Raw genomic sequence first — 12,978 nt, 5'->3', positions numbered from 1 at the left:
AAAACGCTGGAAGCGGATCAAGGGGTTCGACCAACTGAAGCTGGTCGTGGACAACGTCCAGTTTCGGGATGGAGAGCAGGTGGATGATCAAACTGGCAGAGACGCCGCCTGATGGTCATACACCAGATTTGACAATAACTCTTCGCTAACTTTATAGTGCCGCAATCGGCGTAAAAACAAGACAATTCATAAAGAGGTGTCATCATGTGGAATAACAAGAAGATTCCCTTGGTCAGCATGACGGTTATGGCCTTGGCAATCGGCTCGACGTATGTTTCGGCCCTGGAAACCCAAGTGGGAGAGACCACCGTGGGGCTTTATGGCTACGCCAGGCTGAACATGGCTTACAACTTCGATCGGGATGCCGGATCGGCAAACGAAGGTTACTTTGGAGAAGTCGAAAGGTCGGAAGGTAAGGTCGGTGATCAGTTTCAGATATCCGCCACCCAGAGCCGCATTGGCTTTCGAACCAGCACGCCTGTCGAGGGGAGCACGCTAGACACCGTTATCGAAGGGGACTTCTGGTCCTACAACGATGACAATACGCGCTTCAGACTACGGCATGCCTATGGGTCCTGGAATGGCATCCTTGCCGGGCAGACCTGGTCGAATTACAACACCTTCGTCGCCGCCACGCCCACACTGGATTTCTTTAGCACGGCGGGAAGCTATGGTGGCTATGGTACGCGCCTTGCCCAGTTGCGCTACACCATTGGAGGATTCTCGATAGCTGCGGAAGATCCAAAAGCACAGCTGGCGGAGAACATCGATGGTTCCTTACCTGAAGACGCCTCCTTGCCAGATAATGACGATGCCGTATCATCGATGCCCGCGTTGAGCCTGCGCTATGAAGATAGTATGGGTGACTTTTCCTACTCAATCGCCGGCATCGCCCGGCAGCTGAAGTACGATACCGGCAGCGAGAAGGATACGGAAATGGGCTATGGGGCCTTCGCCGCAGGTGCCTACCATGCCGGACCGGTGACCTTGAGAGCGATCGTGAACGCCAGCGAGGGGGCGAACAGTTACCTCTATCTGTCTGGCGATTACTTCAACGGTGCCGATGCCTACGTCGATACCAACGGTAAGCTGCAAACGCTATCTGGCGATAGCGGAGCCCTTGGTCTTTCTTATCAAATATCACCACACTATTCACTGAACGCGTCCCATGGCTATACCGATGTCAAATTGGGCGACCCTACCGTAGGTGGGAATGCAGGTAGAAAGAACAAGAATACATTTCTTAATCTGATGTGGACTCCCAACGAACGCTTGATGTACGGAATTGAGTACGGCTATTTCGAAACGGAGTTGGCCGATGGCCGTGAAGAAGATGCGAGCCGTGTGATGGTGGCTGCCCAGTATAGTTTCTAGGGTGAGTTAGTAGCATAGCAGAGAAGCTGTTTTGATCGATTGCTTGGGCGTATGCCCAAGCTTTTTTATGGTCTTCGTCACTTCATGTGGGGCCTGATCGAACAGGCGACCCACAATACCACTGTCACTAAACTGAATAAGAAAGATCAGTCGCGTCGGGAACACTTCCCGGGTCGCGTCGGGAACACTTCCCGGCGGGTGACCTTCTTATTGTTCTGGTGCTCAGCCTGAGCAAACGAGATCTGTTTCATCGAGAACTCTGGCGGGTAGTGGAAAACTGTATTTTGCCCTGCCGGTGGCACTTAGGCAGCAACGGTCGTATTTATGCAGTGTTTCCTTAAAAGAGGCTCGCAGTAGGCTTGCTTCTACTAGAGTTTATTTCAAAATAATTACCTCAATAATTTGAAAGCCTGAGTTAAAGCAAATGAATTTCTCCATAGAAGTTCACGTCGAGCCGGAGCGCTTGCCCCGGCTGGTTTGAAGCTTAGCTGGCCATTGCGGCACATTCTTCAGCGCAGCGATGACAAGCTTGAGCACACTCTTGACAATGGGTTGCATCATGTTTTGCACACTCATCACCACACTTTTTACAAATGTCGGCACATAGACGGCAGATCTCGTGCGCAAACTCGCTTTCTTGTGCCATGAATGAAGCGGCTAACCGGCAAATTTGAGCACATTGCATTTTAAGGCGAATACATTCCGCCATCATTTTTACGTCGTCTTCTTTTAGGCACTCAGTTGCACACTTGTCACAATACGCTGCACATACGTGACAAGCTTCAATGCAATTCTCATATTTTCCAAAATTCATCTCGATTCTCCATTTATTAAATCAGATTTTATTCACCATAGCTCTTGCTTGGCATAATAAAGCTAGAACAACCTAAAAGAAAAATCAAGGAAAGGTAATCAGGTAACTACTCACGAAATATAAAGTTAAAAAGGTAGCTGTGCGCTACTTGCCAATAATTTTTTATTATTCAGTTAAGATTCAGGAAGGCCTACTATAGTAAATGTTTTTCAAAAAATACTGCAGCATTCGCTGCGCCTGGAAGTTAGCTCGCCACGAAGCCCCTAATTAAAGTAAGTAGGTGAGAAAACTAAATTAATAATGAGAGGAATCAAGTTCTAAGCTTTATAAAAATAATCTCCTTTTAGGAGACTAGCTCAGCCTAATAAGCTTCCTAAGGAGTCAGTATGAAAATTAATCTCTACTTCTCTGACGGCCTGGCTACCCCAGGGTCGCCAGGGAGGGAAAAAGGTCGACCATGATACTGGAAAGCCGCGTCATGGTACCCGAGACGATGGCGATGCCCATCAGGATCACAACCGTGCCCGCCACGGGGCGAGCATAGGCGCTCCACCTTCCTAGGCTTTGCCGATGCAGAGCGAATCGGTTAATCAGTAAAGTGCTGGCAAGAAAAGGTAGCGCCAGTCCTGCCGAGTAGGCACTGAGATATATCATTCCAGCCTGGGCACTAGCAGCATTGGACGTGGCCATCAAGATGGCGCCCAGGATGGGGCCGATACAGGGCGTCCAGCCGATGGCAAAAGATACCCCGAACACAGTAGCCGAAAGCGGAGAGCCACCCTGGACATTGGGGGTGAACTGAAAGGTACGCTGGAAAAGCGGCAATCGGAACACGCCGGTCATGAAGAGGCCCAGCACGATCACCGCCGAGCCGGCAACCCAGTTGAATTCTTGGCGATACCCTCGCATCAGTTGCCCGATACTACTGGCGCCGAGCCCGAGTAGGATGAACACGATGCTGAAGCCGAAGACGAAGAAGGCACTGAGGGTCAATGCCTCTAACCGCCTGTCGGCTTTACCGGCACTACCGCCTGTGACCACCGACAGGTAGGCCGGTAACAGGGGCAGCGTGCAGGGCGAGAAGAAGGAGACCAATCCGCCGATAAAGGCGCCGACCAAGCCGATGGAAGAGAGAGATTCCAATGTGTTATCGCAACTTAAGTTATGGAGACGGCCAACAAGGGTATTGATACCAATCCCATGGTGCTACCTCCTATCATATCCATTTTAACGCCGTAAGAATTTTAAGGCTTACAGCTGCTTTAAGGTCAACCTTTATTGACAAATTATTTGTCTCCTATCGAATTGCAAATATTACACATCAAGCTTGACCTTAAAGTTGACTTCAAAGTTATGGTGGCTACTCAATGAATGACATGAGGACATTTCCATGGCGCTACAACTGGGCGAGACAGCACCAAACTTCACGATCGAATCCACGCAAGGCACGGTCAACTTTCACCAATGGCTTGACGACAGCTGGGCGGTGCTGTTCTCGCACCCCGCTGATTTTACGCCAGTATGCACCACAGAACTGGGCGCGTTTGCCAAGCGAAAGAACGAATTCACCCAGCGGGGTGCCAAACTGGTTGGGGTTTCGGTGGATCCCCTCAGCTCTCACCACGACTGGGCGGGGGATATTGAACAGACTCAGGGCACGGCCCTGAACTACCCCTTGCTGGCTGACGAAGATCAGGTGGTAGCGAAGCTTTATGGAATGATCCATCCCAAAGCCGACCCCAAACTGACGGTGCGTACGGTCTTCATCATCGATTCTGACAAGAAAATTCGTCTCACTTTGACGTATCCACCCAGCACAGGACGTAATGTCGACGAGATACTGCGGGTTCTCGATTCGCTTCAGCTAACTGACAAGCACAAAGTGGCCACCCCCGTTGACTGGCAAAATGGTGACGATGTCATCATCTCGCCATCGCTATCGAATGATGACGCTAGGCAACACTTTCCCGAAGGCTGGAACACCAAGACGCCCTACCTTAGGGTCGTGCGCCAACCGGAGCAATAGGAGCCCCGACCGGTAGATTCGTTGAGTCAGGCTGCCAGAAGCTTGGATTAATAATGTCGTGAGGTAACGCTATGCAAACACTAAGTATCGGCGAGCTTGCCGAACGAAGCGGGGTCGCTAGCCAGGCGATTCGATTCTACGAAAAAGAGAAACTTATGCCTCCTCCGAGGAGGACCGATGCCAACTATCGGCGTTACCCACTGGAAGCTGTGGATCGGTTGCAGTTTATCGTCCATGCCAAGCAGTGGGGCTTCACGCTGCAAGAGATTCGGGAGCTGCTAATGCTTCAGGATGCTAATGGCGACCGGGCGCAAGCTAAACGCATCGCCGGGGAGAAGCTGCACAAGGTGCGCGAGCAGATCAAACACCTCACGCGGATTGAAGCCGTATTATCGAAAACACTGAGCGAGTGTGCAGGCGAAGGGCCTATGCAGGAAGGCTGCCCGATTGTTGAAGCTATCGCTGAGCAGGCTGAATGATCAGCACTTTCTCGACAGCGAACATGGGGAATCAAGCTCGCATATCGGGTCGTCAATAAATAACAGGAGATCTTCATTATGGCGCAAAACGTCGATATCGAGATTCGTGGTATGTCCTGTGCTTCCTGTGTTGGGCGTGTGGAACGTGCACTCAGCCAGCAGCCAGGCGTGATCAACGCTCAAGTGAACCTCGCCACCCAGAAGGCGGCTATCCAGGTCGAAGCAGTTACCACGACCACTAGCCTACTCGACGCCATTGAAACAGCGGGCTATCAACCGGTAGTGGAAAGTATCGAGATTCCTGTTACCGGCATGAGTTGCGGATCTTGTGTCTCTCGGATAGAGCGAACGCTAACGAAGCTGCCCGGCATGGTGGAAGTGAGTGTTAACCTTGCTACCCAGAAGGCCTTCGTTCGTTTCCTGCCAGGAGCCGTTTCGTTAACGCGTATTCAGCATGCCATCCGCGAAGCCGGCTATGAACCGCAGGATACCGATACGCCGCCACCAACGGACAGCGAGGATCGGGAGAGAGCCGAGCTTCGCCGCCGAGTCGTGCTCGCGGCAATATTTACGATTCCGGTGGTTATCATCGCCATGGGGAAAATGATTCCCGCCTTTGACGCGCTGTTAACGAGTCTAATGCCGCATCGCGGCTGGATGGGCGTTGAGTGGTTGTTGGCCACACCGGTGCAGTTCTATGCCGGGGCACGCTTCTATCGTACTGGCTTCGCCGAACTCCGGCATTTTAATCCTGGCATGAATAGCCTCGTTATGATCGGATCGAGCGCTGCCTATTTTTATTCGGTCGCCGCCCTGCTAATGCCCGCGCTCTTCCCCGTCGGAACCGCCGTGAGCTATTTCGAAGCGGCGGCGGTCATCGTGACGCTAATTCTGCTCGGTCGCTATTTTGAACACATTGCCAAGGGCCGCACCTCCGAGGCTATCAAGAAGCTTCTGCAATTACAGGCGAAAACTGCCCGCGTCATCCGCGAAGATGAAACCGTCGAGCTGCCTATCGACGCCGTCGTCACGGGCGATCGTATTTTGGTTCGCCCAGGGGAGCGTGTTCCAGTCGATGGCATTGTTGAGGAGGGTCACTCCTACGTTGATGAGTCGATGATCAGCGGTGAGCCAGTGCCGGTCGTCAAACAGAAGGATTCCGAAGTCGTCGGTGGCACTATCAACAAGAACGGTGCACTTACCTTTCGGGCCACGCGAGTCGGTGCCGACACTGTCTTGTCGCAGATCGTCAAGATGGTGGAAACGGCCCAAGCGGAGAAGCCCCCCATCCAGCAGTTGGCCGACAAGGTTGCTGGTGTATTTGTTCCCGTAGTCATCGCTATCGCCACGATGACCTTTGCACTCTGGTTCGCTTTCGGACCGGCGCCGTCCTTGTCCTTTGCCTTTGTCACTACCGTTAGCGTGCTGCTAATTGCCTGCCCATGTGCGATGGGCCTGGCCACCCCAACGGCCATCATGGTCAGTACCGGGAAAGGGGCCGAGATGGGGGTGCTATTTCGCAAAGGGGCGGCGCTTGAGACGCTGGCCAAGATGAATACGGTGGTGCTGGACAAGACCGGCACTTTGACCCAAGGACGCCCCGAACTGACTGATTTCGAAGCTATTAACGGTCATGAAAACGACGTGCTGCGACTGGTCGCGGCGGTGGAAGCTCAAAGCGAGCACCCCATCGCTGAGGCTATTGTGCAGGGCGCCAAGACCCGTGGGCTGGAATTACCCTCGGTCAGTCGCTTTAGTGCCGAGCCTGGCTACGGCATTGAAGCCGAGGTCGACGGCCACTTGGTACATGTGGGAGCTGATCGTTACATGCATCGGCTGGAAATCGAGCTCGGCCAGGCAGAAACACGCGCCAAGGTGTTTGCCGAGAACGCCAAGAGCCCGCTCTATGCCGCGGTAGACGGTCAGCTTGCTGCAGTCATCGCGGTGGCGGATCCCCTCAAGGAGGGCTCTGCCGACGCTATCACAGCACTCAAAGCGCAAGGGTTGGAGGTGGCCATGCTCACCGGCGATAACCGTGCCACTGCCGATGCTATCGCCCGACAGGTTGGCATCCAGCAGGTTCTCGCTGAGGTGCTGCCCGACCAGAAAGCGGCAGAGATCCGGCGTCTCCAGGCGGAGGGCAAGCGTGTCGCTTTTGTGGGGGACGGGATCAACGATGCACCCGCTTTGGCCCAGGCCGACGTGGGCATTGCGATCGGTACTGGCACCGATATCGCCATCGAGTCCGGCGATGTGGTGCTGATGAGTGGCGATTTGCGAGGCATCGTCAATGCCACGGCGCTCTCCAAGCGCACCCACCGGACCATTATCAGCAATTTCGTCTGGGCCTATGGCTACAACGTAGCGCTAATCCCCGTGGCGGCGGGCATGCTCTATCCGTTCATCGGCGTATTGCTCAGCCCCATGCTGGCGGCGGCGGCCATGAGCGTTTCCAGTGTCTTTGTGCTGACTAACTCGTTGCGGCTACGCCGTTTCACGCCAGATACCGGCAATGCCACACCACGTCCAAACGATGCTGTTCATCGCGCCTAAACCAAACACCGTAGTGTTAAAGAGGAATTCAAAATGATGGGAAGTGATAGTTGCATGTGGGGTATGGCGGGGATGGGCCTAATAGCGATCTTGTTGATTATTGCACTGGGGCTTGGTGTTGCTGCGCTTATCAAGCACCTGTTTTTTAATAAGAAGCACTAAAACCAGCCAGTAAATGTGATCGACCTAATCCCTTGGAAAAACAGTAATTGATAAAGAGAGCATTCATGAGGCATATCCTACATTCTACTTATTACCTAGCCGCTGCAGGTCTGTTAGGTCTTATTACGTTGCCTGCGTTGGCGCAGGAAGCAGGAACCGATGCCAATGAGAGTCATCAGGCCGGCATTGCCGCTAATACTGAGTCTCCCTTGCCCAAGACGATTACCGTGTTGGTGGATCAAGGGTTCACATTCCATGGCATCTTCGAAGCGCCTGACGACCTCCAAGGCTATGCCTTGTCTTATGATAATGAGCCTATGGCGGCTTATATTTCTTCCTCTTCCGACTATGCCGTCATTGGTACGTTAATCGACCCCCAGGGCAATGCCGTCATGGAAAGCCAGCTTCAGGCTCTGGTGCTGGAACCCATGCTGGAAGCTGCCTGGAGTGCGTTTGAAAACACTCGTTTTATCTCGGAGGGGAATGATGATGCATCGCATATTGTTTACACACTAACAGACCCCAACTGCCCCTACTGCAACGCACTCTGGAAGAATTCACGCCCGCTAATCGAGCAAGGCGTACTACAGCTTCGTCACGTGCTGGTCGGCGTGCTATCAGAGGACAGTCTTCGCAAAGCTGCCGCAATCCTTGAAGCCGACAATCCGGCTAGCGCTCTCGAAACCCATGAATTGGAATTTCGCAATGGCGGCATAAAACCGGTGGAGCCGTCGGAGGAGAGTCAAGCGCTGCTCAGAAAGCATGCCCAGATCATGCGCGAGGCCGGTGCTACAGGGACGCCGACCAGCTACTACCGTGATGAAGCCGGGAAAGTACAGCGTATCAATGGTGCAGTGTCGACCGACCAGCTTCGCGAAATATTGGGTGTTGAATGATACTCCATCACGGTACAGGGCTGAGATGACATGTCTCCCTGCTCCCCACAACTGAGATGGACATGGCAACCAAGCTTAGTGTAAAGCAAAAGCTCTTTTTGGGGCTCTCTCTACTGATGGGCTTGGCGTCCCTCTATTGGATCCTGATGGAGACCGGCGCCTTGTCGGTCTTGACCGATAAGCAGGCCTTGCGTGAATGGGTTGATGGGTTGGGCGTCTGGGGGCCATTGGCCATCATCTTTATGATGATTACGGCCATTGTCATGAGCCCGATCCCCAGTGGTCCGATTGCCATGGTGGCCGGTGCGATCTACGGCCCAGTTTGGGGAACGGCCTATGTCGTTATCGGTGCCGAAGCCGGCGCTCTGCTCGCTTTCTGCATTGCTCGTTTGTTCGGCTATGAGGTAATGCAACGCTGGTCGCGTACGCGTCCCATCCTTAACTGGCTGGGGAAGGAACGCTCTCAAACCGGCTTGATGCTCATCGTTTTTGCATCCCGATTGGTGCCCTTCATTTCGTTTGATGCCATCAGCTACGCGGCAGGTATTACACCCCTGTCCTTCTGGCGCTTTTTGATCGCCACATTGGCCGGCGTAATCCCCACGGCGTATCTGATCGTCAAGTTCGGCGAAGTGCTAATTACCGCCGACTCCCGTGGTCTCACGATCGCGCTGGTCCTCATCAGTGGCATCACATTGCTGCCGCTGCTGGCGAAACGCCTATGGGCTCGGAAGCCATGACCGATGCAACCTAGTGCTCCAAATCAACTTCCGTAAGCACTAACAATGCTCAGCAGGCACTTACCCGCTACTACCTGTGAGACGTATACGTGAAATCTCGGACATTGCTATTTTTACCCCTATTGGGCTTTTTTGGTTTGAGCTTTTTCTTTTATCAGGGCTTATCAATGGATCCTAGCGCCAGAGATTCCCCCTTGTTAGCTCAGCCGTTTCCGGCCTTCAACCTGACGACGCTGGAAGACCCCTCAAGGGTCGTTGATGAATCTCTTTTTAAAGATAAGGTGACATTGGTCAATGTTTGGGGAGAGTGGTGCCCCACTTGCAAGCATGAAATGCCGCAGTTATTGGACTTAGCCGCGCGAGGCGTCCGCTTGGTTGGCATCAACTACAAGGATACCCAGGCAAAGGGACTCGAGTTTCTTGACGAGTTTGGGAATCCTTTTGAAGTCAATATTTTTGATCCAGAGGGTAACCTAGGTTTTGAGCTAGGTGTTTATGGCGCACCCGAAAGCTATCTGGTCGATACCGAGGGCACTATTCGTTACAAACATACAGGTTACATAACTTCTGAAGATGTTGAGCGAGTCATCCAGGAAGTCGAGAAGTGGAAACGATAAAACGGCTCTTAAGACGCAATAATTTTTGTTGATGACTCCAACAGTAACGATTGATTAAGGAAGATATATGCTGCAATACCCTCAAATCGACCCGATCGCCATCGCCATAGGCCCTCTTCAGATTCACTGGTATGGCTTAATGTATGTAATCGGGCTAGTGGCCGCTTGGTGGTTGGGTCGGCGTCGCGCCCACCGACTCGGCCTAAGCCACGATGATATAGGCGACCTGATCTTCTACGCCGCCATCGGCATCATCGTTGGCGGCCGCCTTGGCTATGCACTGTTTTACGGGCTCGAACAACTGCAAGCCAACCCCCTTTGGTTACTAAAAATCTGGGAAGGAGGCATGAGCTTTCATGGCGGCCTTGCCGGTGTGTTAGTGGCTGCCTGGCTGTTTGCTCGCAAACATCAACTGGCTTTTATTCAACTGACCGACTTCATTGCTCCGTTAGTCCCCATCGGCCTGGGAGCGGGTCGCCTCGGGAACTTCATCAATCACGAGTTACCGGGGAGAGTTAGTGATGTACCTTGGGCAATGGTGTTTCCATCCATGATGGAGCTGGGCCCAGAGCCACGGCATCCTTCGGCTCTCTACGAGTTTGCCCTTGAAGGTGTCGTGTTGTTTGCCGTGCTGTGGTGGCTATCGCGCCGACCACGTCAGCGGGGCCTCATCTCTGGGCTGTTCCTGCTTCTGTATGGAGCCTTCCGTTTCATCGTAGAGTTCGTGCGCCTCCCCGACCCTCAGTTGGGATTCATCGCTTTTGGCTGGTTAACCATGGGGCAGCTACTGACACTACCAATGATCGTCGCGGGCTTTGCTCTGGTCGCTTGGTCCAGAGGTCAGCCAATGGATAAGCCAAAGGCGGCGTTAAACTCATGAAACAAGTCTTCGCTTTTCTAACGGTGGCACTCTTTATAGTCACCCCGGTAGCGGCACGTGAAGAGATGTTTGAGGTTGGTGACAAAAGTTCCCCCTTTAACCGTTCGCCCCAACGTGACTTTCTACCGGCTAAAGAAGCCTTCCGAACCACCGCCTGGCGAGACGATGATCGAGTTTATATCGGCTTCACCGCCGCCGAAAATTACTACCTTCACCGGCATCAGTTCGCGATTGAGAGTCTCTCTCAAGATATCAATTTCGGTGAGTTGGCTTTGCCGCCTGGCGAGCCAATGTCGCACGCGTCTTTAGGGAACATTAACGTTTTCTACGATCAGGTGTTGGTGAGTGCGCCCATAGAGGCGAGCGACACCGTTACCGGGCCGCTGGCCATCATGGTGACCTTTCAGGGCTGTTCCAACCAAGGACTCTGCTATCCACCCGAACAGGTCGAACTCGTCTCATCGTACGGTTCGCCTCCGGCGGCCTTCACTATCAGCCCCTCCCGTGATACGGCGGGTAGCTCCAAAGGAGCCCCTTAAATGAATCCCGCCGACATGAGCCTGCCGCCGCTGGCGGCGGCCTTCGTCTTCGGCTTGCTGGGGGGCGCGCACTGTATCGGCATGTGTGGCGGCATCATGAGTGCCCTGACCTTTGCTGTGCCCCCCAGCATGCGACAGCCGAGGCGTTTAGCAGGTCTGTTGCTCGGCTATAATTTAGGTCGTATCAGCAGCTACATGATCGCTGGTGCCTTGGTGGCCCTGCTCGGTTCCGTGCTCAACCATGCACTGGACAGCTTCGCCCTGGTGTTGCGTATCCTGGCGGCGGTCATGTTGATACTAATGGCACTGTATATCGCCAACTGGTGGAAGGGCTTGCTACGTATCGAGGCACTGGGGCGCGTCCTGTGGCGCCGCATCGAACCAATAGGCCGTCGCTTGATGCCTGTTGTAAAAGTACCCCAAGCATTCGCACTTGGCTCGCTATGGGGCTGGATGCCCTGTGGGCTAATCTATTCGATGCTGGCCTGGAGTCTTGCTGTAGCCGAGCCATTGCGTGCCGCCGCGATGATGGGGGCCTTTGGGCTCGGCACCTTGCCTGCCGTCCTAGCGACCGGAGTGGCAGCGCGCCGTGTCTCAATATGGATACGTAGCCCCGCGACTCGTACGCTAGCAGCGCTGCTGATTATTACGTTTGCCGTCTGGTAACTCTGGCATCTGCAATCCATGATAGGGATGGTGGATACGCACAGTGCCATGACTTCGCAGCATCACTAATGATTACTTCGCGAATCATTAGCCTCGAAAACTAATTTACCTGTCCCAAGCGATTCGATTAGTTCCTTCAGCCTGAAGCTTTCAGTCATCTTGTCTTGGTTCATGTTATCTAACCATCGCGCTATCACCTGAAGTTCTTGGGTCCGCAAGTGAAGACGTCGCCTTTGAGTGGCGAGTGGTACTGGTTCATTAAACTCTACGGTGCCTTGATCCGCCCAAGATAATATTTGTTTGATCTCTGGAAGACTAACGCCCAGCGAACGCAGGCAGTCGATAAAACGTAGGCGCCCCAAGGACTCTATATCGTAGAGTTGATAACCGTTGCGCGGGTCGCGGTGCGGTTGCAACAACCCTTCCCTTGTATAGTGACGTACCGTTTCTGCCGTTACCCCTCCCGTCTGAGCCAGCTCGGAGACTCGCATTGGCTTACCCTCATTTGTTTACTCGTAGCCAGCTTACAACCGCCAGGCTGCCCAAAGGTCAAGTCTTCAGCTGAGCGCTCATGACAAACATTTAGGTTGTATAACGAATTTAAAATGAGGCCTTGACCTTAAAGTCTGCTTTAAGGATATCTTAAAAAAGCACTCCTGCCACAGGATAAAAAACCGTAATCAAGTCCTACTACCAGCGCGTTTGGCAGAGTGACTCACATACAGAGGAGAGTGTCATGCGTAAACCCTGAATCCGTGAGACCGGCCCCCGGAAGCACTTATAACCCACTGACCTGCATGGCAATATAGCCATTATCGCCATTCACCCTGACAGTGCCATGCCCAACATAAAGTTCCGCGCCAGTCGCCGCACCCTCACCAGCCACGCCGGGCTGTCCATCATCGGGCAATGCTTCGAGATCGCTGGCGTGGACAGCATCGAGAGCCGCTTCCCCACCACGCTGGGCATGCCCACCAGTCACGTGATCAAGAGCTACCTGGGCCTGGTGTGTGTGGGCATGAGCGACTATGACGGTGTCGAGAACTTCCCCCGCGACAAGCCCTTCCAAGAACTGCTGACCCTGCAGAAGGTCCCGAGCGCGGCGACGCTGCGACAGCGGCTGGAGAAACTTGCCGCCAACGACCTGCAGGCGCGCACCGCCACCTGGTCCACGACCCTGCTGTCACTGATCGAAGCACCGATCACCGCCGAGACGACGCACGTCTGCCTGG

At 53.6% G+C, this 12,978-nt stretch carries 13 protein-coding genes and 2 pseudogenes; 12 read left to right on the top strand and 3 right to left on the bottom strand.

Features of this window, described 5'->3' with window-relative positions; translation table 11 throughout:
* The first annotated feature begins 204 nt into the window (after positions 1 to 204).
* Positions 205 to 1,374, top strand: coding sequence for a DcaP family trimeric outer membrane transporter (locus AC13CY_RS12450; RefSeq protein WP_172415933.1), 1,170 nt, complete (start codon positions 205 to 207; stop codon positions 1,372 to 1,374).
* Positions 1,375 to 1,858: 484 nt separating this feature from the next.
* Here AC13CY_RS12450 and AC13CY_RS12445 read toward each other — a convergent pair whose 3' ends face one another.
* Both AC13CY_RS12445 and AC13CY_RS12440 read right to left on the bottom strand, forming a co-directional pair.
* The gene (locus AC13CY_RS12445; RefSeq protein WP_074211541.1) at positions 1,859 to 2,188 is read right to left on the bottom strand and encodes a four-helix bundle copper-binding protein; all 330 of its coding nucleotides are present in this window, start codon (positions 2,186 to 2,188) and stop codon (positions 1,859 to 1,861) included.
* A gap of 420 nt (positions 2,189 to 2,608) precedes the next feature.
* Positions 2,609 to 3,331 carry a cytochrome c biogenesis CcdA family protein gene (locus AC13CY_RS12440; RefSeq protein WP_022522193.1) on the bottom strand — a complete coding sequence of 241 codons (723 nt, stop codon included), beginning with the start codon at positions 3,329 to 3,331 and terminating at the stop codon, positions 2,609 to 2,611.
* A 247-nt stretch (positions 3,332 to 3,578) separates the two neighbouring features.
* Here AC13CY_RS12440 and AC13CY_RS12435 point away from each other — a divergent pair, with 247 nt between their 5' ends.
* The 10 genes and pseudogenes from AC13CY_RS12435 to AC13CY_RS12390 all read left to right on the top strand — a co-directional run.
* A complete protein-coding gene (locus tag AC13CY_RS12435) occupies positions 3,579 to 4,214 on the top strand; it encodes a peroxiredoxin (protein WP_008958491.1) in 636 nt (211 codons plus the stop codon).
* A 71-nt stretch (positions 4,215 to 4,285) separates the two neighbouring features.
* Positions 4,286 to 4,693 (top strand): heavy metal-responsive transcriptional regulator, encoded by a 408-nt coding sequence (locus AC13CY_RS12430; protein ID WP_058579630.1) that lies wholly within the window; start codon positions 4,286 to 4,288, stop codon positions 4,691 to 4,693.
* A 78-nt stretch (positions 4,694 to 4,771) separates the two neighbouring features.
* A complete protein-coding gene (locus AC13CY_RS12425) occupies positions 4,772 to 7,246 on the top strand; it encodes a heavy metal translocating P-type ATPase (RefSeq protein ID WP_483052600.1) in 2,475 nt (824 codons plus the stop codon).
* A gap of 33 nt (positions 7,247 to 7,279) precedes the next feature.
* Positions 7,280 to 7,408 carry a hypothetical protein gene (locus tag AC13CY_RS12420; RefSeq protein WP_269474880.1) on the top strand — a complete coding sequence of 43 codons (129 nt, stop codon included), beginning with the start codon at positions 7,280 to 7,282 and terminating at the stop codon, positions 7,406 to 7,408.
* A gap of 65 nt (positions 7,409 to 7,473) precedes the next feature.
* Complete coding sequence (gene dsbG, locus AC13CY_RS12415; RefSeq protein WP_008958487.1) at positions 7,474 to 8,304, top strand: thiol:disulfide interchange protein DsbG; 831 nt, start codon at positions 7,474 to 7,476, stop codon at positions 8,302 to 8,304.
* Between the two features lie 62 nt (positions 8,305 to 8,366).
* Positions 8,367 to 9,044: a TVP38/TMEM64 family protein gene (locus tag AC13CY_RS12410; RefSeq protein ID WP_044630736.1), complete on the top strand. Its 678-nt coding sequence runs from the start codon at positions 8,367 to 8,369 to the stop codon at positions 9,042 to 9,044.
* An 89-nt stretch (positions 9,045 to 9,133) separates the two neighbouring features.
* The gene (locus AC13CY_RS12405; RefSeq protein ID WP_035586998.1) at positions 9,134 to 9,661 is read left to right on the top strand and encodes a DsbE family thiol:disulfide interchange protein; all 528 of its coding nucleotides are present in this window, start codon (positions 9,134 to 9,136) and stop codon (positions 9,659 to 9,661) included.
* 67 nt (positions 9,662 to 9,728) lie between these two features.
* A complete protein-coding gene (gene lgt / locus AC13CY_RS12400; protein WP_008958484.1) occupies positions 9,729 to 10,541 on the top strand; it encodes a prolipoprotein diacylglyceryl transferase in 813 nt (270 codons plus the stop codon).
* A complete protein-coding gene (locus tag AC13CY_RS12395; RefSeq protein WP_062374714.1) occupies positions 10,538 to 11,080 on the top strand; it encodes a protein-disulfide reductase DsbD N-terminal domain-containing protein in 543 nt (180 codons plus the stop codon). The genes lgt and AC13CY_RS12395 overlap by 4 nt, the downstream gene beginning before the upstream one ends.
* A pseudogene (locus AC13CY_RS12390) lies at positions 11,081 to 11,743 on the top strand (sulfite exporter TauE/SafE family protein); the annotation flags it as partial.
* Between the two features lie 68 nt (positions 11,744 to 11,811).
* Here AC13CY_RS12390 and AC13CY_RS12385 read toward each other — a convergent pair.
* Positions 11,812 to 12,237 carry a MerR family transcriptional regulator gene (locus AC13CY_RS12385; protein WP_044630842.1) on the bottom strand — a complete coding sequence of 142 codons (426 nt, stop codon included), beginning with the start codon at positions 12,235 to 12,237 and terminating at the stop codon, positions 11,812 to 11,814.
* Between the two features lie 347 nt (positions 12,238 to 12,584).
* Between AC13CY_RS12385 and AC13CY_RS12380 the strand changes: the two are divergent.
* Positions 12,585 to 12,978, top strand: a pseudogene (locus AC13CY_RS12380) (IS1380 family transposase); the annotation flags it as partial.

This window comes from Vreelandella sp. L-15 (genome assembly GCF_056857635.1).
This window is presented reverse-complemented; position numbering and strand designations above follow the sequence as displayed.